Here is a 25,322-nt window from a genome sequence, read left to right as displayed (position 1 = left end):
CTTCTTATGCGTTTGCCTGCGGGCGCATGTCGTCTTTGCTGATGCCCGCCACAGACACCGGTTTCTTCATGGCATCGCGGCGGAAAGGCTCGCCCAGTTCCTGATTGAGGATAACCTCAATAAAGGTGGTTACGCCTTCTTTCATCTGCTCTTTCACAGCCGTGTCCAGAGCGATTGTCAGCTGTTCCATGCCGGTAACCTGCACGCCTTTTAGGCCGCAGCCTTTGGCGATCTCGGCATAGTTGACGCCTTCGTTCAGCTCGGTGCCGACAAAGTTATCTTCGAACCACAGGGTCGTGTTCCGCTTTTCGGCACCCCACTGGTAGTTGCGGAAGATAACCATGGTGATTGCAGGCCAGTCGCCACGGCCACAGGCCGTCATCTCGTTCATCGAGATGCCGAATGCGCCGTCACCTGCGAAGCCCACGACAGGCACGTCAGGGCAGCCGATCTTGGCGCCAAGGATAGCGGGCAAGCCGTATCCGCACGGGCCGAACAGACCCGGTGCTAGATATTTGCGGCCTTTCTCGAATGACGGATAGGCGTTGCCGATGGCACAATTGTTGCCGATGTCAGACGAAATGATCGCATCTTTTGGCAGTGCCGACATGATTGCACGCCATGCCTGACGCGGTGCCATGTGGTCGGGCTTGGCTTTGCGGGCACGCTCGTTCCAATCAATGCCTTCGTCCTCGTCATCCTCGTGATCCATCGACGACAGTTCCTGAGCCCAGCGGGATTTTGTCAGGCCGACCAGATCTTTGCGTTCCTGACGCCCCTTGTCACCGGCACCGGCTGACAGGTTCTCCAGCAATTGCTCTGCCACGCGCTTGGCGTCGCCCTGAATTGCCACATCGACCTTTTTGGTCAGACCGATCCGGTCGGAGTTGATGTCGACCTGAATGACTTTGGCTTCGGTTGGCCAGTAGTTGATGCCGTAACCGGGCAGGGTCGAGAACGGGTTCAGGCGGTTGCCGAGCGCAAGCACAACGTCCGCTTTCTGGATGATCTCCATCGCGGCCTTGGACCCGTTGTAGCCCAGCGGACCAATCGCCAGCGGGTGCGAGCCGGGGAAGGCGTCATTGTGCTGGTAGTTACAGGCAACCGGCGCATCCAGTGCTTCGGCCAGTTTGGCAGAGGCATCAATGCCGCCGGACAGGATCACGCCCGCACCGTTCAGGATGACAGGGAATTCTGCTTCGGAAAGCAGTTTTGCCGCGTCTTTCACAGCCTGTTCACCGCCCTGAGGGCGCTCAAGCCGGATGATCTGGGGCAGTTCGATGTCGATGACCTGCGTCCAGAAATCGCGCGGCACGTTGATCTGCGCAGGAGCCGAACCGCGCCATGCTTTCTCGATCACACGGTTCAGAACCTCTGCCATGCGGGACGGGTCGCGGACTTCTTCCTGATAGCAAACCATGTCTTCGAACAATTTCATCTGTTCGATTTCCTGAAAACCGCCCTGACCGATCGTCTTGTTCGCGGCTTGTGGTGTGACCAGCAGCATCGGTGTGTGGTTCCAGTATGCCGTCTTGATCGGAGTAACGAAGTTGGTGATGCCGGGACCGTTCTGCGCGATAGCCATGGACATTTTGCCGGACGCGCGGGTGTAACCATCCGCGATCATGCCACCAGATGTTTCATGCGCGCAGTCCCAGAATTTGATACCAGCCGCTGGAAACAGATCAGAGATCGGCATCATGGCGGAGCCGATGATCCCGAAAGCATTGTCGATGCCGTGCATTTGTAAAACTTTTACAAACGCTTCTTCGGTGGTCATTTTCATAGCAGCTAATCCTTAAAATTTCGTAGGGGGTGCGATTCTGGGGCAAATTAGGCTTATGGGGGGCTTCGGGTTAGGACCAAAAGGGATTTGCCTTTAGGTCCAATTCATCTTGTGGCCTCAATCTCGCGGGCGATGAGGTCTACGCCTTCGCGGATGCGGGCCGCAGGGATGGAGGAATAGGCGAGCCGGTAATAGTTGGATGGTTGATGGGAGCCGGCAAAAAACGCGCGGCCGGGTTCGATCAGGACGCCCTTGGATTGCAACCTGCGGGCAAGGTCATCTGTGTTGACGTGATCGGGCGCCCGCATCCAGAAAGACGAGCCCCCGAAATAGCCGCGACCGGAAATGCGCAGATCATGCGCGGCCAGCGCGTCCTCCATCAGGCGGCGGCGTTCATGCAGGGCGGTGCCCATGCGCCGGATCAGGGCGTCGTAATGGCCAAGCGACAGGAAATAGGCGGCGGTGCGCTGAATGTGACCCGGCGCGTGGCGCAGCACAGAAGCCCGCAGTGCACGGGCCTCGCGGATGAACGGTTCGGAACCGACCAGATACCCAAGACGCAGACCCGGAAACAGCGATTTGGAGAAGCTGCCGACATAGATCACGCGGCCATCTGTATCGAGAGATTTCAGCGCGGGAGAGGGGGATTTGAGAAAGGACATTTCAAATTCATAGTCGTCCTCGACAATCAATGCCTCCATCTCGCGGGCGCGGTCAAGCAGGGCGTGACGCCGCTCCATCGGCATGGTCGCATTGGTGGGGCACTGGTGGCTGGGGGTGGTGAAAACAACATGGGTTTCAGGCGGGATCGCATCGGGCGGAAGCCCGTCTTGGTCAACGCGCACAGGGGTTACGTTGCATCGAGATTGGGACAGGATGTCGCGCAGCGCGGGGTAACATGGGTCTTCCAGAACTGCATTCCGGCGCTGGGTCAAAAGCACCTGAGTGGTCAGCCAGAGGGCATTCTGCGCGCCCAGTGTGATGAGGATTTGTTCAGGCCGTGCGGTGATGCCACGGCGCGGCAGGGTGTGGCGGGCGATGAATTCGATCAGCTGCGGATCGTCCTGATCATAGTAATCAGTGGTCAGCGCGGTAAAGTCTTTTTGCCCCAAAGCCTGAAGGGCGCAGAGCCGCCAGTTGGCGTGATCAAACAGGGTCTGATCAGCCTGTCCGTAGATGAAAGGATAGCGAAATCTGGCCCAGTCCTGAGGTTTGGACAACGCCGACCCGCCGCTGAATTTCTGCCCGATGGCGCGGGTCCAGTCGACGGCATCCTGACTTTCGGGAGAGGCTGTGAACGACGGCGGCGAGGGCGCGTTTTCCGAGACGAAATAGCCCGAACGGCCCTTGGACGAGAGGTAGTCGTTTGCCAGCAATTCGGTGTAGGCGATGGTGACGGTGATGCGGCTGACGCCAAGATGTGACGCGAGTTTGCGCGTCGAGGGCAGCTTCTCACCCTGCTGGAAGCGACCCGATAGAATGCCTTGGGCAATCATCTGCTGGATCTGCTGTTGCAGCGTGCCTTGCGCTTCGGGATGGAGGAAAAAGGTTTCGACAGGTAGGGCCATTTTTTCACCCTATACTGGACTGAAGTGAGGTTCAATCTGGCATTACAAGCGGGCGAAAATACCTGTTTGCCCCCTTAGAATGCCTTGAATTTGGGCGCATGTAAAGTCAAAAACGAGACATTGAGTATCAAAAACAGACAAAAGTGCAGAATTGGGTTCTGCACCCCCTGTGCACCCCCCGTACACCGTGCGGTGCATCCAGCCTGTGGAAAGGATGTTTTGGTCGAACGGCAGGCGGAAACACCGATGAAGGATGCCGCGATGAACAAAAAAGATGCCTTTACGCAGATGATGTACGAGTTGGAGGATCTGCAACTCGGGATGCGGGACGAGTGGTTGCAGGACAGCTTGCCCCTGGAGTGGGACGGAATGGAATATGGATCACCCAGCCCGCGCGCCAAGACACGGGTCACGATCCGCATCGACAGCGATATGCTGCGTTGGTTTCGCAAGATGGGGCCGGGGTATGGGCCGAGGATGAACCAGATTTTGCGGATTTACTGGACGGCGCTGTTGGGCGGCGGGATCAAAGGGTATCCGGACGACAACAATATTCCGCGCCTGTTGAACAAGGGCAACGCGCGGATGCGGGAAATGTATAAGGATTTTCCCTGAGTTATTGAGTTATGTGGTGAGAGGCGGGATGCAAAAAGCCCTCGCAGAGAGCTGCGAGGGCTTGGGATCGCGCAAGTTGCGCTAGGTGTTACGGGCATGCCGCGTTGTAACGTGAGCCGTCTGGACGCTGATAGACGCAGGACCCTGATTGGGTCTTGCCGATATAGCTGCCCGCGGCTGCACCGGCTGCACCCCCGACCAGCGCGCCGAGAATTTTGTCGTCATCACCGGAAACCGCAGCACCGGCGGATGCGCCAACTGCGGCACCGGCAAGCGTGCTGGTTTGTTGGTCGGCACAAGCGGCCAGAGCGGCCATCAACGGTACGGAAAGAAGTAGCTTTTTCATGTTTTTCTCCATGTTGGGTCTGTGGGGAAAACATGCTGCGCGATGTATGGTTCCATAGAGAATGTGCAAAGGGCGGAAATTGGCCGGTGGGCCGAAGCCAGACAAGCAAAAGCCCCGCAGAATGCAGGGCTTTTGTTGTTTGTTCAGGATGTGCGCAACTGCGCTGGTTCAGGCGAATACACGACCCAAGGCACCGTCAACCGCGGTGATGATCTGGTCGATGTCGTCTTTTTGCGCGATCAGGGCGGGCGAGAAACACAGGGTGTTGTTCTTGCCGGGCACGGAGCGGTTGGTCATGCCGATGATCACGCCTTGGTTCATACAATCGCCAACCACGGCGGCAACCTGCGCTTCGGCGGCGGGTGCGCGGGTGTCGCGGTCTGCAACCAGTTCGGCGCCGAGAAACAGCCCCTTGCCGCGCACATCGCCGATGATGGCGTGTTTGTCGGACAGGGCGCGCAGTTGGTCGAGCATATAGTCGCCCATCTGAACGGTGTTATCGAGCAGGCCTTCCTCTTCGATGATCGCCATGTTTTCGAGGCCCGCTGTCGGGCCAGCGGTACACCCGCCAAAGGTGGAAATATCGCGGAAATAGTTGAGCGGGTCGGAGGCGTCGTCCTTGAACATGTCAAAGACTTCTTCGGTGGTCACAAGGCAGGAAATGGCGGCGTAACCGGACGCGACCCCTTTGGCCATTGTGACCATATCGGGTTTGATGCCGTAGTTCTGATAGCCGAACCATGTGCCGGTACGCCCGACGCCGCAGACGACTTCGTCGATGTGCAGCAGGATGTCGTACTTTTTGCAGATTTCCTGAACGCGGTCCCAATAGCCGTCTGGCGGGGTGATGACGCCGCCGCCCGCGGTCACCGGTTCAAGGCAGAGGCCGCCGACGGTGTCGGGACCTTCGGCAAGGATAACCTTTTCGATCTGGTCGGCGGCCCAGACGCCGTAGTTTTCCTGCGGCGCGCCGTCTTGTTCAAACGCGCGGTATTCCATGCAGTGGGGCACGCGGATAAATCCGGGGGTGAAGGGGCCGTATTGTGCGCCGCGTTCGTCCTGTCCACCGGCGGAGAGGGAGGTGATGGTGGTGCCGTGATAGTCGCGGTCGCGGTAGAGGACCTTGTGCTTTTTACCGCCGTATTTTTTGTGAGCGATCTGGCGGACGATTTTAAAGCCCTTCTCGTTCGCCTCGCTGCCGGAGTTGGCGTAATAGACGCGGGACATGCCGGGCATCTTGGAGATCAGTTTTTCAGCGAAGTTCGAACCGGGGATAGAGCCGGCGGAGCCTGCGAAATAGTTCAGTTTGATCAGCTGGTCGCGCACGGCATTGGCGATGCGTTCGCGGCCGTAGCCGACGTTGACGGTCCAGACCCCGCCGGAGACGCCATCAAGGTGCTCTTTGCCCTTTTGGTCCCAAACGCGCATGCCTTTGCCTTCGACGATGATGCGGGGATCGACCTGCTGGGCTGCGTCGTCGTTCATGTACTGCTTGTGCTGGCTCAGGTGGTGCCAGATGTGGGCGCGGTCTGCCTCGACAACGCGGGAGATGTCATTTTCGTTGAAGTTGCCGTCCATGGGTCAGACCTTTCGATATGTGAGAATGAGCGAAATCGGGGCATAAAGCCCCCTTTGGAGTCAATCACTGCTGGTTTATGGAAGAATCAAGTAGGGCCAGAAGTTGTGTAACGCTAGTGCCAGAAAACGGACGTGTCCAGAAATGGCAAGCGCCGTGGGCACAGGGATCGCACAGCTGCCCGTTTGACAGGCACCGGCGAGGAATCGCAAAAACTTGCCAAAACGCGGTTCTTGGTTTTAGGATAGGCGCACCAGCGTCCTTTATTTCAAGGGCGGCCCTGTTTCGCGTGGATACATTTACCGCGCCGGCGCGGGCACACCGAAATTTGACCCCAACGTATTCAATGCCGTCCCATTTGAGGAGGACATATCATGGCATCCAAATTAGCCGGCTCGGTTGGCCGCAAAGGTAAAAACGCACCCGATGATGTGAAAACCGTTCAGACCCTGTTGAACGGATTTGCAAGCAAACTGAAAACCGCAAAGCTGAAGCCGGACGGCGCGCCGAGCCCAAAGCTTGAACAACTTATCGGCACGTTTCAAAGCGAGATCTGCGGGTTCAAGCCGGATTTCAGGATTGATCCGGGCAAGGGTACCATCAAGAAACTGATGGGCGGCCCCGCGAAAGCGGAAAGCGAACACAAGGCAGCAGTCAAGAAGGTCAAGAAAGACCTGCTGAGCGATCGCGACAAGGTGATGGCCAAACTGATTAAAGAGGCCGAAGCCATCGCCAAGGCGAAGGGGATGCCGCAAACTGCTGCGCGGGTGCTGTATAACGGTGTCGAACAGAGCGTTATGGGAGCCTGGGATTCCGCGGTGGATGCGGTTGAGGATGTCACCAAAACCGGCAAGAGCGAGATCACCAAGATCGCGGATCAGGTGAGCAAGCAGGCGGTGGGCGAGATCCAGAAAGCCGCAGGCAAAATGGTTTCTGTGCAAGTCAGTGTCGTCTCTGCCTTGTTGGGGGCGGCCAAGAAAGCGGCCAAGACCAAGCAGTTGTCCGGTAAGGCGGCCCAGGAGTTGTATGACGGCATGGAGCAGTACGCCAGTGACCAATGGGCATGGCTGACGGGTGGGGAAACAGCGGAAGAGGCGGCAAAGAAACAGGAAAAACTGGCAAGAGAGGCGACCAAGACAATCGACGAGGTGGTCAAGAAAATTGATCCGGGTGAATGCCTGCCGGAGGACAAGACGCCATTGGTTTTGTCAGGTTCCGAAGTGGCGAAGGTCAATTCGCCCTGTTTTGCTTTTACCGTCAAAGGCAAAAGCGATGATCCCAAGTCGCAGGTGTTGCTGTGTCTGGACAAGAAAGACAATCACATCGACATCACCAAAGGGTACGGCAAATCATCGGTTGTGCCGTTATTCAAGCTGATAGATGACAAAAAGCTGTGGGGCAAAACGGTCAAGTTTTTTGCGATGGAAACAACCGACGGCAAACCGGATGACAAGTCGAAATCAAACGTGGTTGAATTGCAAACACCGGTGGAGCCGTTCAAGGGTACGATATCCTACACCGGATTGGGCGGCGCTGCGGGGTTGAAATACACCGGCAACGGCCACGGTCGTTTGTTGAGCTATACCAAGATCAACGGCTGGTATTTCTTCAAGCACGGCGGCAAATACGAGCGCGATCCGGCGATGCGTGGATTTGACTGCATTACCTATGTCGGCACAGCGAACAAAGTCAGCAGCGGCATGGACGGGCGCGGTGACAAACTGGCCAACAAGCTGGGTGCGTCGCAGGTCGAAATGGAAAACAAAAGTAAAGCGGACATTATCGCGTTCTTTAACGGGGATGGGAAAACCGGCAAATACATCGGCTGGTGGAGCACGCATTGCTTTGTCATCATCAACGGTACCGTGCATGACTGGTCGCCCAACACAAATGGATACCGTACGACCAAGGCGGCCTCCTTTGGGTGGAAAAACGCCGGTAACTATGTGCGAAAGCTGTGACAGGTCGTTTTTGTGATTGATTGCGATGTGATCCTGCGTCGAACTGGGCGCAGGAGGCCGAAAGCATGAAACAATCAGATGCGTTCTGGAACGTAACCGCACCACAGGGCGAAATTCGCGCGGCGCTCGACGGGGATATCCGGTGTGATGTCGCCATTGTCGGGGCCGGATTTACCGGTTTGCGCGCGGCCTTGTTATTGGCCGAGGCGGGCACGGATGTGGCCGTCTTTGAGGCGGGGGATGTGGCCAATGGCGCGTCGGGGCGCAGCGGCGGTCAGGTGAACCCGATGTTGCCGGTGGCCAAGCCCGACGATCTGCGCCGCGCGGTCGGACCGAAGTATTTTGAAACACTGGCAGAAGCGGCGCTGAAATCAGCGGATGATTTGTTCGAGCTGGTCGAGAAATACCAAATCCGGTGCGAAGCACGGCAGAAGGGATGGTTGCGGGCGGATCATTGCGATGCCGCGCGGGTGACCGCACAGGAAAACGCAGCGCTTTGGAACAAGCTGGGCGCGGAGTTTGAGTTTGTCGGACGGGACGAGGTGAAACGGCTGACCGGCGCGCACGGGTATGCCTCGGGGACGGTCAGTCCGCGCGGCGGGGCGGTGCAGCCCTTGGCACTGACGCGAGGGCTTGACCGCGTGGCGCGCGGCGCGGGGGCAAGAGTTTATAGTCATTCGCCGGTGACCAAGCTGGCGGCCGAAGGCGGGCAGTGGGTGCTGGACGTGAACGGACACCGTGTGGTCGCCGAAAAGGTGATCGTGGCGACAAATGGCTATACGGATCATCTGGTGGCGGGGTTGAAGCGGTCGGTTCTGCCGCTGACCTCGATCCAGATTGCCACCGAGCCGTTGGAAGAGGACCGGCTGGCCGCGCTTTGCCCTGAGGGGCATACGATTTCGGACACGCGCCGGTTGATCATGTATTGCCGCCGCGAAACGGGACGGCAGTTTATCTATGGCGGGATGGGATACCGGACGCCGACAGGCGGTGTGGGCGGTTGGTCGTGGCTGTACAAGGATGCGGCACGGATATTTCCGGGCTTGAAGGGGGTCAAATGGTCATATCGCTGGGGCGGGACCGTGGCGCTGACGCCGGAGCGGGTGCCGCATTTGTTTGAGCCGCAGTCGGGGCTGATTTGCGGGCTGGGCTATAACGGGCGCGGTGTCGCGATGAGCCTTGTGATGGGGCGCGAGATGGCGCGGCGCGCGTTGGGTACACCGTCCGAAGATTTGCCGATACCTGTCGCCGCGATGAAGCCCTATCCGTTTCGTGAGCCGCAAGTGCTGGGGGCCGGTGTTGCCATGTCCTATTGGCGGATGCTGGATCAGCGCGAAATGGGGCTGCGGGCGGGGTAAATTGGGCAGGTGCGGGCGCTGGAGGTGCGGGAGGATAACGGTTGACAGACTTTGCCTGCGCCCGTCCTATTGCCGCATAGTTTTGTCCTTTGGCTTTCAATCAGGAAAATGCAATGCCCAGCCCAGTTTCAGAATATCCACCGGTGCTTATCGATGCATTGACGCCCTATACGTCAACAGACGTTATTCAGTCGTCTAACGTCACTTTCAGTTTTTTGGGGGGCGGGGTGAATGTAGAGGCCGGCGAAACCAGCGCTGATGATGTGCCGTCAATTGCCTGGACCGAAACCCAGAAGGATTACGTCCGCGATATTTTCACCTATATCTCGACTGTCGTGGACCTCACCTTTACGGAAACGGCGGTGGGCGGCGGCGTGAACATCGAGTTCGCGCAGGTTGCGGCCTTTTCCGACCCGACGCTTACCGGTTTTTCCGTGCCGCTGGCACCGGGGATTTCGCAGATTGTTGTGCCCACGGAATATGCCGATCTGGATGACGTGACGCTGATCCACGAGATTGGTCATTCGCTGGGGCTGAGCCATCCGTTTGACGGCACAAGCAAACTGCCGGGGGTCGATGTGGATAGCGACCTTGGCACGTTTGCGTTGAACACCGAACTGGCGACGCGCCTGTCCTATAACCCCGGTGCCCATGCGGATTATCCGGGGCTCGATATCACGGGCGAGCCGCTGGCATTCGGGGCATTGGACATCGCCGCGTTGCAGCTGCTTTATGGTGTGAATACCAGCACAGGGGCGGGCGATACGGTTTATGGCGTTGATCCGGCGCTGATCACGATCTGGGACAATGGCGGCCATGACCTGATCGATTTCTCCAGCGCGAACGACGATGCGGTGATTGATCTGCGCGCCGCCACGCTTGAGCTTGAGGCGAACGGGGGGGGATATCTTTCGTACATCGGCGCAAACGGCGGCACGGTTGCCAATGGCGGCTATACGATTGCTTTCGGTGTCGAGGTCGAGGAGGCGCGGGGCGGTTCAGGCGCGGACATGATCACCGGCAATACATTGAACAACCTGCTAAGCGGGAATGGCGGCGATGACATGCTGACCGGCGGTGCGGGATTTGACACGGCACTTTATACCGGCGCGCAGGGCAATTATACCCTGACATTGAGCGCGGCCAACACAACAATTCAAGACCGGCGCGGCGACGGGGACGGCACCGATACGCTGGTCGAGATCGAGGCGCTGGCCTTTGGCGATAGTGCCGTCGCACCGTTTGATTTGACGAAATTCGCAGGAACGCAGACCCTGAGTGAAGCGCAGATGCACAGCTTTGTGGAGCTTTACATCGCTTATTTCAATCGTGCACCGGATGCGGTTGGCCTGAACTTCTGGGGCACCGCCTTTGCCAATGGTACCACGCTGGAGCAGATGGCGACCCTGTTCATTGATCAGGATGAAACACGCGCAACCTATGCCGCCGATCTAAGCAACGCGGATTTTGTCACGGCTGTTTATGCCAATGTGCTGGGCCGTACGGGCGATCAGGCGGGCATTGATTTCTGGCTGGGGCATCTGGATGATGGCACCGTCGGGCGCGATCAGTTTATTCTGGGTGTCCTTGAAGGGGCGAAGACGCCGATCGTGGGCGGTAGCAATGAACAAATTGCCCAGCAGATTTCCGACCAGCAGCATCTGAGCATCAAGACGGATATCGGGGCCTATTATTCGGTCACCAAAGGCATGTCGGATGTGGATAACGCGGCCGCGGCGATGGCGCTGTATGATGGGTCTGCGGGCAGTGTGACGGCGGCGCAGGCCGCGATCGACGGCTATTTCGCGACGGCGGTCGAAAGCGACAGCGGCATGTTCCTGATGCCATTGGTCGGCGTGCTGGACGATCCGTTTGGCGGTGTCGCCTAGACCCGTTTCCATCCGTTCAGTCCAGATGCGTCGATTTGGACTGATCTGGACTCATGCGTGTGCTGCAAGTGGCAGTTTATTGTTTGCCGATTTCGACAGCACTGTCTTTGGACGACGCGATGTGGTGCCGGTTTCGGGAGCAAGGCGGATATTCGGGCAAAAAAGCGTGCCGGATTTGATTGCTCTGGGAAGAAAGAATCGACATGGTGTTTGTGGATGGTTGTGTAATGTGGCGAAAAACTGAGATTCAGGATTTCATTTTTGGCACTTCGCGCGGTCAATCAAGCCAAGACCGGCAATGATGTCGGCGGAGTACCATGCCCTCGCAACCTTGCGGCGGGTGAGTTCACTAGGGAGAGAACGATGATCAAGAAGACAGTAACAGGATTTGTTGCCGGTGCCGTAATGGCGATTTCCGGTCAGGCAGCAATGGCGGATGGCCACGGTGAAATCACCGTTGCGTATTTCCTTGAGTGGCCAATGCCATTCCTCGCGGCCAAAGCATCCGGCGAATATGAAAAAGCGCTGGGCAAGAAAATCAACTGGGTTTCCTTCGAGACCGGTACAGCAATGTCCGCCGCGATGGCATCCGGTGACGTGCAGATTTCCGTGTCGCAGGGTGTGCCGCCCTTCGTTGTGGCCGCATCCGGTGGTCAGGACATTCAGGTTGTAGACGTCGCGGTGTCCTATTCCGAAAATGACGGCTGTGTTGTGCACGCCGATCTGGAAATCGACAAGGATTCTGCAGGCGAGCTTGCCGGCAAGAAAGTTGCCGTGCCTTTGGGGACTGCTGCGCACTATGGTTTCCTGCGCACGATGGACCACTTTGGCATCGACCTGTCCACCCTGTCCGTTGTTGACATGGCACCACCGGAAGGTGCCGCGGCGTTGAGCCAGAAGGCGGTTGATTTCGCCTGTGGGTACGGCGGTGGTTTGTCGCGTATGAAAGAATACGGCAACGTGATCCTGACGGGCCCGGAAAAGGAAGAGCTGGGCATTCTGGTCTTTGATGTGACATCCGTTCCTGCTGCCTATGCAGCTGAAAACGGTGAGGAACTGACCAAGTTTCTTAAAGTGACAGCCGCGGCCAACGCAGCATGGGCCGCTGATCCAAACGACGAATTGCTCGCCGCAATTGCAGAGCAGGCCGGTATGGATCTGGAAGCAGCGCGTTCGTCCATCGCGACAATGGCGTTCCCGTCTGTTGACGAGCAGCTCTCGGGTAAATGGCTGGGCGGCAATGCGCAGACTTACATGAAGGGTGTGGCCGATGTGTTCGTGAACGCAGGCTCCATCGATTCGGCTTTGGACAGCTATGAGGGTGCGGTGAACACAGCGCCTTTGATGGCGACCAAGTAAGACAGCTGTGGTGCGGCCCTGACATCGGGGCCGCACTGCTTACGATCTTCAGCTGAACGAAACCGAGGCGGGGCAAACCCTGCCCTTTGACCCTGACAGGGGTGGGAACACGGATATGACCGGACTCTCCATAGACAAACTTTCGATGCGCTTTGACCTGCCGGATGGCGGTGCGGTGCAGGCGTTACAGGATGTGTCGATTGATCTGAAAGCGGGCGAACTGCTAAGCGTTTTGGGGCCGTCAGGCTGTGGCAAAACCACGCTTTTGAACATTGTCGCGGGGTTTCTGGCTCCGACCAGCGGTGTGATGACATTGAACGGGCATACGATCACCGGCCCTGATGCGGAGCGCGGTATGGTGTTCCAGCAGGGCGCGCTGTTCGAGTGGATGTCGGTACGCGAGAATGTCGGTTTCGGCCCCTCGATGAAGGGCATGCCGAAGAACAACAAGAACGAGATTGTCGACCATCTGCTGGATGTGGTGGGATTGCAGGACTTCAAGGAAAAGGCGGTTTACGAGCTGTCCGGCGGGATGCAGCAGCGTGTGGCCTTGGCCCGCTGTCTGGCAAATGACCCTGATGTCATTCTGATGGACGAACCGTTGGGCGCATTGGATGCCCTGACGCGCGAAAAGATGCAGTCGCTGGTTTTGAAGCTGTGGAAAGAAACCGGCAAGACGATCATTCTGATCACCCACTCGGTTGAAGAGGCACTGTTGCTGGGCGAGCGGTTGATCGTGATGGCCCCGCGCCCCGGTCGCATTCACAAGGAATACCGTTTGCCCTTTGCCGAGCTGGGTGTGGGCGCGGATCTGCGCGAAGTGAAGAAACATCCCGATTTCGGTCCCCGACGTGAAGAGATCCTGAACATGATCTGGGACATGGAAGAAGAAATTATGGGCACCAAGGAGGACGCGGCATGATTCCTCTGATCATCTATGTGCTTATTTTTGTTGTGGCATTCGTTGTCGTGACCAAGGTGGTCGAGGGCCGCGGCACCAAAGACTATACCTCGCTCAAGACGGTGACGTTTGGCGACGAAAGCGCGGTAAAGCCCAATCGCGCCGCGGGGATCATTTCGATCCTGACGATTTTCCTGATGTGGGGGATGTTCACGGGATCAAGCCTGCTGCCCAGCTTCCTGCATGCGCCGGCGCCCTTTGTGGGCACCACGACGTTCACTTACACAGCACAGGTCGAAGGGCAGGCACCGGATGACGCGACGGTCACAGTGATCGTACATCCGCGCGGGGAACCTGTGGATGCGCCCGAGATCGAGCCCGGAGAAGGGTTTGCCAAGAACGATTCCATTGCGATTGCGCAGTGGCGCACAGGGCTGGTTGCTGTCGACAGGAATGACGAGCTGACCAAAAAGGACGGCGCGCGGGTGATTGCGATCAACGGCAAAAAGATTGCGCCCGGTCAAACGGTGGCGACAGACAACGGTTCGGTAACTTTGTCCGACAAGGGCACGCCGAACTTTGAGCCTGCCAAGGGATGGCAGATGCAACCGCTGTATTTGCCCTCGCCGGAGGAGGTCTGGACCCGTTCGGTGCAGATCGCATCGGAAGGGTTTCGTAATTTTACCCTGTTGCAGCATCTGGGATATTCGCTGTTTCGGGTGATCGTCGGCTTTTTGCTGGGGGCTGTTGTCGGCATTCCATTGGGATACGCGATGGGGCTTAGCAACTGGTTCCGCGGTTGGTTTGATCCGATCGTTGAATTCATGCGCCCCGTGCCCCCGCTGGCGCTGATCCCACTGGTGATCATCTGGTTCGGCATTGGCGAGGGCGGCAAGATCATCCTGTTGTTCCTTGCGGCGCTCTGGATCATGGCGATTGCAGCACGCTCAGGCGTGTCTGGCGTGAAGATTTCCAAAGTGCATGCGGCCTATTCACTGGGGGCAAGCAAATGGCAGATCATGCGCTATGTCATCATCCCCAACTCCCTGCCCGAGATATTCACCGGTGCGCGGGTCGCGATGGGGGTTTGTTGGGGCACGGTTGTTGCGGCGGAACTGGTCGCGGCGGAACAGGGGGCCGGTATGATGATCATGACTGCGTCAAAGTTCCAGAACACGGATATCGTGATCATGGGGATCATTCTGATCGGTGTGATCGGTTTTGGTATCGACATGCTGATGCGGGCCGCCGAGCGGTTTCTGGTCCCTTGGAAGGGCAAGGGGTAATCCTGAACTTCTCTGCGCTACCAATGCGATATTAGAAACAAAAACGCCGGAGCATCGCTCCGGCGTTTTTTGTGTTTGCTGGGTGGCATCGCTTTCTTTCAAAGAAAGCGGTCGGAAACTTTGAAAGTTTCTGATCCCTGTTGCTAGCGTTACTTGCCCCGACGCGGCGTGGTTGCCCCGCCCTTGTTCTTGGGTTTGCCGCCCGGCTTGCCCATCTTGTTCGGCGGGGTGAACCGTTTTGACGGATCAGACGCACGTTTGTAGCTTTTGGCACCCGCTGGCGCATCTTCGCGGGCCTTGAAGGGTTTGCCGCCCTTGGGCTTGGCCCCCCGTGGTGCGTCGGCTTTTGGGCCGTCCTTTTTCCAGACCGCTTTGGCCTTGGGTTTGCCCGGTGCGTCGCCGTTTGATTTTGGTTTCGGCGCGGCACCGGGTTTCATCGGGCTGCGTTCGGTCTTGTGAGACTTTGGGGGACGCTCGCCTTTTGGCTTGTCCGCATGCTTGTGTTTCGGCTTGTCGAACTTGGGCTTTTCCGCGCGCGGCTCGCTTGCATAACCATCCGCTGCGGCGGGGCGCGGTTTGCGCGGTGCCGGTGCTGCATCCGGGTCAAAGTTCGATTTGCGGTGTGCCGGTTTCGGGCCACGATCAGGACGCGGGCCGCGATCAGGGCGGGGGCCACGGTCGGGCCGGCCGCGTGGCAGATCAGGGGCCTTGTCGAGCTTGGTCACGATCGCACCCGCTTCGACCACGCGGTCGGGGCCGAGGGCGTTCATGAATTTATCCGCAGAAGACGCAAGGATTTCGACAAAGCTGTGGTCCTGCTGGACACGGATCGCACCGACGTCGTCTTTGGTCAGGTCGCCCTTGTTGCACAGCATCGGAAGCAGGGTGCGCGGTTCCGCGCCATCCGCGCGACCGGTCGAGACCGAGAACCAGACCGAGGGCCCGAAACTGGGGCGCGGGCGATCGTCCTTGGTGCCGGGATCGGTCAGATCTTCGGGGGCGGAAGCGCGGGCGCGGTAGAGGTTGACGAAAGCGGTGGCCAGCTGTTCGGCGCTGAATTTTTCGGTCAGGGAGGTCACGAAACCGGCGGCATCATCGGGCGCGGGCGTGGACCATGCCTCGTCTGACAACAGGCGTTCCTCGTCGGCGGCCATGACTTCGGCGGCAGAGGGGGCTGCGCCCCAAGTCGCGGACAGCTTGGCCCAGCCGAGCAGGCGGCTGGCCTTGGTTTTCATTTTGGCCGGAACGATCAGGGCCGACACCCCCTTGCGTCCTGCGCGGCCCGTGCGGCCCGAGCGGTGCAACAACGTGTCGGCGTTTGACGGCAGATCGGCGTGGATCACCAGTTCGAGGTTGGGCAGGTCAATGCCGCGTGCGGCAACATCGGTGGCGATACAGACGCGGGCGCGGCCATCGCGCAGGGCTTGCAAGGCGTTGGTGCGTTCGGATTGCGACAGTTCACCAGAGAGCGCCACAACGGAAAAACCGCGGTTGGTGAACTTGGTGGTCAGGCGTGCCACAGCGGCACGGGTGTTGCAAAAGACGATGGCGTTCTTGGCCTCGTAAAAGCGCAGCACGTTGATGATGGCGTTTTCGGTATCACGCGGGTGGATTTGCAAGGCGCGGTATTCGATATCGGCGTGCTGTTTCGCCTCGCCCACGGTTGCGATCCGCTGCGCGTCCTTTTGATAGGATTTCGCGAGCTTTGCGATGGGGGCCGGTACCGTGGCAGAGAACAACAGGGTGCGGCGGTCTTCGGGGGCTTCGGAGAGGATGAATTCCAGCTCTTCGCGGAACCCCATGTCGAGCATTTCATCCGCTTCATCGAGGATCACGGCACGCAATTCGCTGAGGTCGATGTTGTTGCGTTTGATGTGGTCACACAGACGGCCGGGCGTGGCGACAACGATATGTGCGCCCCGGTCAAGCGCGCGGCGTTCGGTGCGCTGGTCCATGCCGCCGACGCAGGTTGTCACGATTGCACCGGCCTTGGCATAAAGCCAGCTGAGTTCGCGGGCGACCTGCATGGCCAGTTCGCGGGTCGGGGCGATCACCAGCGCAAGCGGGGAGGACGCGGGACCGAAGCGCAGTTCGTCCTGTAAAAGAGTGGGCGCAATGGCGAGGCCGAAGGCGACTGTTTTGCCCGAACCGGTTTGCGCGGAAACCAGCAGGTCCTTGCCATTCAGCGCTTCGTCGGTGACGGCCTGCTGGACAGCTGTTAATGTTTCATAGCCTTGCGCTTCAAGCGCATCTGCGATTGTCTGGATCACGTGGGTCGTCCTGTTCTGAGGGGGGCCGAGCAAGAGGCGCGGCAGCCTCAGGCGTTTGGCCGAGGCATGTGTTTCGCCCGCCTGTAAGGGGTTCGGGCGGCAATGTACATGGTTTTGTTGAGGTCGCGGGGCTGCGTGAAGGGTTTGTAGTGAAATATAGTGGACGTGCGCAACTGAATTTTATATCGGGCGCGGCGGGAGGCTGTTATGTCAGATGATTTTCAAGTGGGGTTGGACGGGCTGGACGCGGTACGAAAGCACCCGGACGTGCGCAGTATCGAAGATGTAATCACTTTCCGGTTGCAGCGCCTTGTCGCCATTGGCGAACGGGCCGGGCATGACTGGTCCCAGCGGATGTTTGATCTGAGTTTGAATGAATGGCGGTTGCTGGCTTTGGTCAAAGGGCGTGCACCGGCGCGTGCTGGCGGGTTGGCAGATTTGTTGGTGATGGACAAAAGCCAGACGAGCCGTGTGACGAAATCTTTGTTGAACAAGGGGCTGATCCGCAGTTTCCCTGATCCTGATGACGGGCGGGCAGTGGCGTTGGAGCCGACGCCAGAGGGCGTTGTGCTGTACCGGCGGGTGTTCGCGGAAGTCATGCGCAGCAACGAGCGCGTGCTTGATGTGTTGACCCATCAAGAGGTGCAGATGCTTGATGAAATTCTGGGCAAACTGATCGAGCACAGCAGTGACTTACTGGAGGCCCGGATGGGGCGTCCGCTGAACCGCTAGGCGCAGGCGAGATGCGCGGCGCGGCTGCGGGTTTGCCGAAGTCGCGGGATTTTTATTGGCGGTGCGGGTGCGGTAGCTGTTACGCAAAGGAGCGGGCAAGCCCGCATTCGATTTATTTTGTTGGAGGCTCTGCCTCCAAACCTCCGCAGCATTTAAGGCCAAAAAGAGAATGAATTTGTGATGAACGTTGTGCCCGATACGCGGGATCTGGTGTTGGTCGGAGGCGGGCATGCGCATGCGTTGGTGTTGCGGGCCTGGGGCATGGACCGGTTGGCGGGGGCGCGGGTGACGGTGATCAATCCGGGGCCGACAGCCCCTTACACAGGGATGTTGCCCGGACATGTGGCGGGTCATTACGGGCGCGACGCGTTGGAGATTGATCTGGTGCGTCTGTGTCGGCATGCGGGCGCGCGGCTGATTCTGGACAAGGCGGTTGGTATAGATCGGGGGCGGCGCGAGGTGCATTTGGCGGGGCGCGGGCCGGTGGCCTATGATGTGGCGTCGATTGATGTTGGTATCACGGCCGAAATGGATCTGGCGGGGTTTGATGCACATGGCATCGGGGCGAAACCGCTGGATGCTTACGCGGAACGGTGGCGGCAGTTTCTGGGGCGCGCGGTCGCGGGGAAGGTTGCACCGGATGTGGCGGTGATTGGCGGCGGCGTGGCGGGCTGCGAATTGGCGATGGCGATGGCGTTTGCCCTGCGCGGTGCCAGTGTGGCGGCGCGGGTGACGGTAATCGAGGCGGGGCCGCAGATTTCGGGCATGGGCGCGGCGGCACGGCGCAAGATATCGGCCGCGATGGCAGCGTTAGGCATCGAGGTTCGGGTCAATGCGCGGGTTGTGGAGGTCACGGCGGACCGGGTGGTGTTGGAAGATCAGCCGCCGGTCAATGCGGGATTTTGCGTCGGTGCGGCGGGCGCGTTTCCGCACGGGTGGATTGCGCAGACGGATATGCCGCAGCGCGACGGGTTTATCGAGGTCGGGCCGGATTTGGGTGTGACGGGGGATCCTGCGTTGTTTGCGGTGGGCGATTGTGCGGTCATGCCACATGCGCCAAGGCCCAAGGCCGGCGTGTTTGCGGTGCGTGCGGCCCCCGTGTTGCATCACAATCTGCGTGCCGCTTTGACAGGGGGGCGGCGAAAGACGTGGCAGCCCCAAAAGCATTACCTCAAGCTGATATCGCTGGGCGGGAAATCTGCGATGGCCGAGAATTTCGGCGTGAGCGTGAAGGGCGCGTGGCTGTGGCGGTGGAAGGACCGGATTGACCGGAAATTCATGGACAGGCTTGGGGATTTGCCGGTCATGGCGGCCCCTGTTGTGGCGGGCGAGGTCGCGCAAGGGGTTGGCGAAATACTGGCCGCCAAGCCGCTGTGTGGCGGTTGCGGTGCCAAAGTCGGGCGGGGTGTTTTGTCCGGGGCCTTGCAGGGTATTGCCCCGGCAACGGGGGATGTGGTGACTGGCGCGGGGGATGATGCGGCGGTGTTGCGCCAGCCGGGCGGCGGGTTTCAAGTGATCAGCACCGATCACTTGCGTGCGGTGGTGCAAGATCCGGCGCAGATGGCGCGGATCGCGGCGGTACATGCCTTGGGCGATGTCTGGGCGATGGGGGCGCAGCCGCAGGTGGTTCTGGCACAAATCGTGGTGCCGCAGATGTCCGCGGCTTTGCAGGAGCGTAGTTTGGTGGAGATCACGTGGGAGGCCCACGCCGTGGTGACGGCGGCAGGCGCGCAGCTGGTGGGCGGGCATACGACGATGGGGGCGGAGCTGACCATCGGGTTTACGGTGACTGGCACGCGGGCAGAGATGCCGCTGACGGTCGCGGGCGCGCAGCACGGGGATGTGTTGATCCTGACGCGGCCCCTCGGGTCGGGGGTGATTTTGGCGGCGGATATGGCGGGGCAGGCAGATGGACGCGATGTGGCTGCGGCATTGGCCGTGATGGGCCAGCCGCAAAACCGGGAGGCCGCTGTGCTGGCAAAGGTCGCATATGCGATGACGGATGTGACCGGTTTTGGTTTGGCGGGGCATGTGCAGGCGATTTGTGCCGCATCGGGGATGGATGCGGTTTTATGGCGCGACGCGGTGCCGGTTTATGCGGGGGCGCGGGCGTTATCGGAGGCGGGGGTATCGTCAAGTCTGATGCCGTCCAACCGCGCGGATGCGCCGGTTTTGGGGACGGATGATCCGTTGCTGTTCGATCCGCAGACGGCAGGCGGTCTATTGGCAGCGGTGCCCGAGACGCAGGTCAAGGCGGTGTTGGCCGCGTTGAAGGCGCAGGGTTGTGAGGGCCATCAGATCGGACAGCTGTCGCGGGGCAGTGGTGTTTTGACGCTTAGGTAAAGCGCGCGATCAGGTCTTTGGCGGTTTCGATCAACGTCTTTTCGTCAAGATCAGGCATTTCGATTTGCGCTATGGGCGAGGCACTGGCAGCGGCGGATTTGGTATAGCGCGGGTCATAGTGTTCGCCGATCAGCCCTGCGGCGAGGGCCTGCCAATCGGCGGCCTGCGCCTGAGCCTGCCATTTCGCGATGCGGCCGGCGGGATGATAGGGCCGCAACAGGTCAATCAGATTGCCAAGCTGCGCGGCATTCCGTGTCAGGTCGGCGTAGGCGCGGCACAGGAAATCCGCGCGCGCTGAAAGCGGTGCGTTGATCGTGATGCGGGGGGCATCGCCCATGCGCGTCCAGAGGGAGGGCGGGATGATGCGTTGGCCGATCTTGCTGCTTTCGGCCTCGACGAAGGTAAGCCTGTTCGGATCAAGCGGGGTAAGTGCACGGGCGACGCGGCTTTCGAACATGCGTTGGGCCGGTTGCGGTGTGGAGATGGCCCCGAACAGCGATCCGCGATGTTCTGCCATGGCTTCAAGGTCAAGCACCTGTGCGCCGCATTGCGACAGGTGATGCAAAAGGGCGGTTTTGGCCGTGCCGGTGCCCCCCTCGATCAGCATCAGCCGGTGGGGCAGGGGCGTGTCATAAAGCGTTTGCACGACAGCGCGCCGATAGCTGCGATACCCGCCCTTCAGCAGTTGCACCCGCCAGCCGACCTGATCAAGGATCGTTGCAAAAGCGTTAGAGCGTTGTCCGCCCCGCCAGCAATAGACCAGCGGTTGCCAGCCGCCGTCCTTGCCCGAGAGGGCGTTCTGCAAATGGTTGGCCGTGTTTTGTGCCACGAGCGCACCGCCGATCCTGCGGGCGTTAAAGGGGCTTTCCTGCGCATAAATGGTGCCGACCAAGGCACGTTCGCTGTCTGTCAGCACGGGCAGGTTGATGGCACCGGGCATATGGTCCTGTGCGAATTCGACCGGCGCGCGCACATCGATGATGGTGTCTGCCTTCAGCGTTTGAAGCGTGGTCAGGGACGTCAGGGTGAAGGGGGTCATGGGGTGCCTTTGCGCGGGTATCCTTCCTATCTATCTGGTCTGGGGGTAAGGTCCAGCATTCAGCGCCCGAGAAAGACCAGCCCCGCGCAGAGCACAAAGAGCATCCATTGGGGCAGGCCGAAGATCGTGGCCGCAGGACGGCTCAGCCAGCGCAGCTGCACAAGCCAAGCGCCTGCCCACACGAGATAAAGTAGGGCAAGGCCGGACAACAGCAGGGGTTCAAGCGGGCCGAGATCCCGAAATGCGGCGACAAAGAGCAGCAAGGTTATCGCAAGTAGATCGACAGATACCATTTGGAAAACGCACATGGCCTGCACCCAGTGTTTGGTGCGGGCGGCGTCATCGGGGGGCGGGGCAAGGGCCGCTGTTTCGCGGGTGCCGGCAAACAAATGGGCAGCGAACGCCAAAAGCGTCAGGCAGGCGGCGATGAAAAGGGGGATGTTCACGGCGGGCTCCGGTAACTTGGGCGTGCGTGATCACCTTAACGAATGGTCGGGTGGGGGGAACAGTGGCGCAGTGACGCACTGCGTGGCGGGAATGACGGCTGCCTGAGCGGCACAGGCTTGCGCGTGACTACCCCGCCGCGCGGCGTGACGGGATCGGCCCGCAAAACGCAACGCGTGCGTGGCGGGCCGATCCATATCGTTGTTTTTGCCGTGTCGGCAAGGGAAAGACCTAGGCAGGGGACAGGATGTGGATTTTGCGGTCCGCCAGCATGTCTTTGGTCTTGGCACCGTATTCTTTCATATGCGGTGCGGCGGCATGCGCGCCAAGCGCTTGCATGCTTTCCCATTTTTCAACCACAACAAAGGTGTCGGGACCAAAGGCGGCCTGCATCGGGCCGGCGTTTTCAGTGTCGATTGTGGCCTCGTAGGCGATGCAGCCGTCTTCTGCCAGAACGGCGGGCACATTGGCGTTGAACATTTCCAGTACGGCGGCCCGCTGCCCGGGTTTGGTGGTGATAACGGCAACGACGTGGACGATAGACATATTGTGATCCTTGATTTCGGCCTGAGCCGTATTTGAACTTTGTGCAGGTCAGGCGACAGCCTGATCCGGTTTAGTGTTGTCCCGCCAGATCAGCGCGACAATCACCGCAGAGGCCAGCCCCCCGATCAAGGTTGTCATCAACCCCGGGAAACTGAAAGCAAAGCCGGCGGCCGCGAGGGGCAGACGCATCCACGGGCGTACCATGCCGACGCCCAGAAGATAGCCCTCAAGCCCGCCCGAAAGCAGGGTAATGCCGATGATGATCGACGGCAGGACGTAGATCAATGGCGTCAGATCGCCCTGAAGCACAAGAGCGGGCTGGAACAGGAAGAACAGCGGCACGAAATAGATCACAATGCCAAGCCGCATCGCGGTAAAGGAGGTCTGCATCGGTTTGGCACCGGCGATGGTCGCCGCCAGAAACGCCGCCGCGCCCACAGGGGGGGTGATGACGGACAGCATGGCGTAATAGACGATGAAGAAATGTACCGCGACCGTGTTCAACCCGCCGATTTCGATGATGGCAGGGGCAAGGGTAACGGCCAGAAAGATATAGGCCACGATGGCAAGTCCTGCCATCCCCATGATGAAGCAGGCCAGAACCCCCAGCGCGATGATGAGATAGACGTTATCCCCGCCCAAGGCGACAAGACCAGATGTCATCGACCCTGTTACACCGGTGATGGTCAGCGCGCTGACAACAAAGGCAATCGGCAGGATGATCGCTGCGGTTTGCGTGACCAGCACCCCAACTTGGCGCAGAGTGGCAAACAGACGTTTCGGGGTCATCATTGTCGAGCGTTGCAGAAAGCTGAGGGCGATCATCAGGGCACTTGCGTACCACGGTGCGTAATATTCCCAGCGCATATAAAGCAGACCCCAGACCAGAAAGATCATAACCGACAGGAAGGGCCAGCCGCGTTTCATAACCTCGCGGGCGGAGGGCAGTTTGTCCTGGCTCATGCCGACCAGTCCCTTGCGCGCCGCATAAGCGTCAACTTGCAGGATCAAGCCAAAGTAGAACAGCAGGGACGGCAGGATCGCCGCGACCATGATGGTGGCGTAATCGACCCCGATGGTGATCGCCATGACAAAGGCAATCGCGCCCATCACGGGGGGCATCACCACACCACCGGTCGACGCGCAGGCCTCGATTGCGGCTGCGTAATGCGGCGGGTACCCGACCTTTTTCATGGTGGGAATGGTGATGGAGCCGGTGCCTGCGATGTTGGAAAAGATCGAGCCCGACAGCGAACCGAAAAAGGCGCTGGCCACGATCGAAACTTTGGCAGGGCCGCCCCGGTATTTGCCAAACCCCGCATTCGCGAGGTCGATAAAGAACTGTCCGGCGCCGGTTGCGATCAAAACGCCGGCAAATACGAGAAACCCGAGGACAATTTCGGCGACAATCTTGGTCGTGATGCCCATCAAGCCTTCGGTGCGGAACACATGCGCTTCGATCATCCGTTCGAAGGTATAGGGAATGCCCATCAGGAGGCCGGGAAAGTAATCGGCGACAAGTGGGTAAAGGCCCAGCAGGAGAACCACCAGCAAGAACGGGATCCCGCCAGAACGGCGCGCGATTTCCAGCATCAGGACCCAAAGGACCACGCCTGCGGGAAAGTTTGTCCAGCCTGCCTGTACGATGTCCCACGCATGGGTCGAGAACCACATGCTGATGCCAAGCGCGACAGCGGCGGCGATCACGTCATAAATCGGCACGCTGCGATGGTGGGGACGGGCGGGCAAGGCGATAAAAGCTGCGGCCAGAAAAATGCCGATAAAGAACCAGTAGTATTGCCCTTCGAGCAACCTTTTGCCGCCAATCGGCACACCAAACACATAGGCAAGCCCCATGCCGAGACCGCAAGCGCACAGCAGGACAAAGCCGATGCTGGTCCAAGAGAAAAGGGTGCCCAACCGTGTGATTTCGGAGGTGTGTTCGGCGTCGGTATCTGCATCAGAAGCCGTTTGTGTATGTGTGTCTGACATGTGGTGATCCCGGGCAAAAGGTAGGAAGAGAGGTGTCGTCAAGAGACGGAGCAGCGGACCGCTCCGTCGTTTGTCGGATCGATATACTGCTTAGAGACGCGAGCGGAACGCAGGTAGACCTTCGGTGTGCTTGGCCATCAGTTCCAAGAACGCTTCGTTCTCGAAATTGATCTCGATGCCTTGCTCCATCGCATCCTTCATGCCGGCGCGGCGGGCTTCGACCCATTTGTCCATCAGCTCAATGGCGGCGTTGTTCCAGACGTCGTCCTCGTCGGTCCACTGGCCGATTTCGCGCAGATATTTCACGGTGCCTTCGTGGATGGGCATCGGGTTGTTATCAAGATACCCGCGGAACAGATCGACAGACATACGCGCAGCCAGTGCATGTGACCCTTTGTAGGCGTCATGCGATTCATGGATCCATTTCGCCATGTTATACGCGAAATCCACCTCTGCTGTGGCGGGCACGGAATAGACAAAGTTCGACGTCATCGAGTTCACACCCTGCGCCGTCTTTACACCCAGCGAAATTTTGGTCGGGATCGTCATCGGGCGGTGGGCCAGATATCCGTCCCAGCCGGCTTTGTTTTCCGGGTCCATTTCCAGCCAGCGGATGCTGCCGGGGGCGCCTTCCATTTCGGACAGAACCGACGAGATCGGCGAGCAATAGGCAAGATCGGATTTGCCCTCGACAACAGAGCGGCAGTTTTCACCATAGCTGGAGGCCGGCACAAAGGTGATTTTCTCTGCCGCTTCTTCCGGTGTCAGACCGGCAAATGCAGGCAGCGCCTTGGTGATTGCCGTAACGATTGCAGGCGAGAAAACGCCGGACGTGATGCGCACGCCGCCTTTGCCGATATCTTCAAGAGACTTGAGGTCGGAATCGCCAGCGGTGACAAAACCCCAAGGCGTGTCGTTGTGATGCCACAGGATGCGCTGCGGCATCGGCTTGGCCGACGCATAGCCGCCAACGCCTTCGGTCTGGATCGCCATTTCAGAAGCGGAAAGCGAGGAAATCGCGATGTCTTCGCGGTCCGTCAGGCGCTTGAAACGCATGGGTTCGCTGTCTTCGGGAACGATCCGCACGGTGGTGCCGGTTTCTTTCTGAAGCGCCGGACCCCAGCCGTTTGTCGAGGCAAAGCTGCCGGAGGATGTGCCCGGTGTGCCGATGACCAAGAGGCGGGGCCATTCATAATCCTGCGCCATGGATGCTGTGCTCAGACCCAGTGTGACAAGGACGGAGCCGAGCCCCAATCGCATGAATTTGTTGGTATTTTTCATCTGTTCTACCTTTCCTGTTATGGTTTCTAT

At 59.3% G+C, this 25,322-nt stretch carries 19 protein-coding genes; 9 read left to right on the top strand and 10 right to left on the bottom strand.

Annotated elements, in window-relative coordinates:
- Positions 1 to 4: 4 nt before the first annotated feature.
- The gene (gene xsc, locus Z947_RS0120070) at positions 5 to 1,786 is read right to left on the bottom strand and encodes a sulfoacetaldehyde acetyltransferase (protein WP_025046070.1); all 1,782 of its coding nucleotides are present in this window, start codon (positions 1,784 to 1,786) and stop codon (positions 5 to 7) included.
- A 104-nt stretch (positions 1,787 to 1,890) separates the two neighbouring features.
- A complete protein-coding gene (gene pdxR / locus Z947_RS0120065; protein ID WP_025046069.1) occupies positions 1,891 to 3,354 on the bottom strand; it encodes a MocR-like pyridoxine biosynthesis transcription factor PdxR in 1,464 nt (487 codons plus the stop codon).
- A 261-nt stretch (positions 3,355 to 3,615) separates the two neighbouring features.
- Here pdxR and Z947_RS0120060 point away from each other — a divergent pair, with 261 nt between their 5' ends.
- Entirely contained in the window at positions 3,616 to 3,969 is a 354-nt protein-coding gene (locus tag Z947_RS0120060; RefSeq protein WP_205623830.1) for a BrnA antitoxin family protein, read from the top strand.
- A gap of 88 nt (positions 3,970 to 4,057) precedes the next feature.
- Here Z947_RS0120060 and Z947_RS0120055 read toward each other — a convergent pair whose 3' ends face one another.
- Positions 4,058 to 4,315, bottom strand: a complete 258-nt coding sequence (locus Z947_RS0120055) for a glycine zipper 2TM domain-containing protein (protein ID WP_025046067.1) — start codon at positions 4,313 to 4,315, stop codon at positions 4,058 to 4,060.
- 168 nt (positions 4,316 to 4,483) lie between these two features.
- Positions 4,484 to 5,893 (bottom strand): aminotransferase family protein, encoded by a 1,410-nt coding sequence (locus Z947_RS0120050; RefSeq protein ID WP_025046066.1) that lies wholly within the window; start codon positions 5,891 to 5,893, stop codon positions 4,484 to 4,486.
- 372 nt (positions 5,894 to 6,265) lie between these two features.
- Between Z947_RS0120050 and Z947_RS0120045 the strand changes: the two genes are divergently transcribed.
- The 6 genes from Z947_RS0120045 to Z947_RS0120020 all read left to right on the top strand — a co-directional run bounded on the left by Z947_RS0120045 (position 6,266) and on the right by Z947_RS0120020 (position 14,645).
- Positions 6,266 to 7,852 carry a hypothetical protein gene (locus Z947_RS0120045; protein ID WP_025046065.1) on the top strand — a complete coding sequence of 529 codons (1,587 nt, stop codon included), beginning with the start codon at positions 6,266 to 6,268 and terminating at the stop codon, positions 7,850 to 7,852.
- A 65-nt stretch (positions 7,853 to 7,917) separates the two neighbouring features.
- Positions 7,918 to 9,210, top strand: a complete 1,293-nt coding sequence (locus Z947_RS0120040; RefSeq protein WP_025046064.1) for an NAD(P)/FAD-dependent oxidoreductase — start codon at positions 7,918 to 7,920, stop codon at positions 9,208 to 9,210.
- 113 nt (positions 9,211 to 9,323) lie between these two features.
- Entirely contained in the window at positions 9,324 to 11,099 is a 1,776-nt protein-coding gene (locus tag Z947_RS0120035; RefSeq protein WP_025046063.1) for a DUF4214 domain-containing protein, read from the top strand.
- 363 nt (positions 11,100 to 11,462) lie between these two features.
- Positions 11,463 to 12,458, top strand: a complete 996-nt coding sequence (locus Z947_RS0120030; protein WP_081781187.1) for a taurine ABC transporter substrate-binding protein — start codon at positions 11,463 to 11,465, stop codon at positions 12,456 to 12,458.
- 115 nt (positions 12,459 to 12,573) lie between these two features.
- On the top strand, positions 12,574 to 13,380 hold the full coding sequence (locus Z947_RS0120025) for a taurine ABC transporter ATP-binding protein (RefSeq protein ID WP_025046061.1): 807 nt from the start codon (positions 12,574 to 12,576) through the stop codon (positions 13,378 to 13,380).
- Positions 13,377 to 14,645: an ABC transporter permease gene (locus Z947_RS0120020; RefSeq protein ID WP_025046060.1), complete on the top strand. Its 1,269-nt coding sequence runs from the start codon at positions 13,377 to 13,379 to the stop codon at positions 14,643 to 14,645. Before Z947_RS0120025 ends, Z947_RS0120020 begins: the two co-directional genes overlap by 4 nt.
- 149 nt (positions 14,646 to 14,794) lie before the next feature.
- Here the strand turns inward: Z947_RS0120020 and Z947_RS0120015 are convergent, their stop codons facing one another.
- On the bottom strand, positions 14,795 to 16,915 hold the full coding sequence (locus tag Z947_RS0120015; protein WP_025046059.1) for a DEAD/DEAH box helicase: 2,121 nt from the start codon (positions 16,913 to 16,915) through the stop codon (positions 14,795 to 14,797).
- Between the two features lie 207 nt (positions 16,916 to 17,122).
- On the opposite strand from Z947_RS0120015, the gene Z947_RS0120010 reads away from it, so the two are divergent.
- Together Z947_RS0120010 and selD are read left to right on the top strand one after the other, a co-directional pair.
- Positions 17,123 to 17,647, top strand: a complete 525-nt coding sequence (locus tag Z947_RS0120010; RefSeq protein WP_025046058.1) for a MarR family winged helix-turn-helix transcriptional regulator — start codon at positions 17,123 to 17,125, stop codon at positions 17,645 to 17,647.
- 180 nt (positions 17,648 to 17,827) lie between these two features.
- Positions 17,828 to 19,990 (top strand): selenide, water dikinase SelD, encoded by a 2,163-nt coding sequence (selD, locus tag Z947_RS0120005; protein WP_025046057.1) that lies wholly within the window; start codon positions 17,828 to 17,830, stop codon positions 19,988 to 19,990.
- Here the strand turns inward: selD and mnmH are convergent.
- The 5 genes from mnmH to Z947_RS0119980 form a co-directional block, all read right to left on the bottom strand.
- Positions 19,983 to 21,029: a tRNA 2-selenouridine(34) synthase MnmH gene (mnmH, locus tag Z947_RS0120000; protein ID WP_025046056.1), complete on the bottom strand. Its 1,047-nt coding sequence runs from the start codon at positions 21,027 to 21,029 to the stop codon at positions 19,983 to 19,985. The two genes, selD and mnmH, sit on opposite strands and share 8 nt — an antisense overlap.
- 59 nt (positions 21,030 to 21,088) lie before the next feature.
- Entirely contained in the window at positions 21,089 to 21,475 is a 387-nt protein-coding gene (locus tag Z947_RS0119995; protein ID WP_025046055.1) for a hypothetical protein, read from the bottom strand.
- 229 nt (positions 21,476 to 21,704) lie between these two features.
- Positions 21,705 to 22,019, bottom strand: coding sequence for a putative quinol monooxygenase (locus tag Z947_RS0119990; protein WP_201039658.1), 315 nt, complete (start codon positions 22,017 to 22,019; stop codon positions 21,705 to 21,707).
- A gap of 48 nt (positions 22,020 to 22,067) precedes the next feature.
- Complete coding sequence (locus Z947_RS0119985) at positions 22,068 to 24,011, bottom strand: TRAP transporter permease (protein ID WP_025046053.1); 1,944 nt, start codon at positions 24,009 to 24,011, stop codon at positions 22,068 to 22,070.
- Positions 24,012 to 24,101: 90 nt separating this feature from the next.
- Complete coding sequence (locus Z947_RS0119980; RefSeq protein ID WP_025046052.1) at positions 24,102 to 25,292, bottom strand: TAXI family TRAP transporter solute-binding subunit; 1,191 nt, start codon at positions 25,290 to 25,292, stop codon at positions 24,102 to 24,104.
- Positions 25,293 to 25,322 lie beyond the last annotated feature (30 nt).

This window comes from Sulfitobacter geojensis, from assembly GCF_000622325.1.
In the GTDB taxonomy this organism is placed as follows: Bacteria; Pseudomonadota; Alphaproteobacteria; order Rhodobacterales; family Rhodobacteraceae; genus Sulfitobacter; species Sulfitobacter geojensis.
This window is presented reverse-complemented; position numbering and strand designations above follow the sequence as displayed.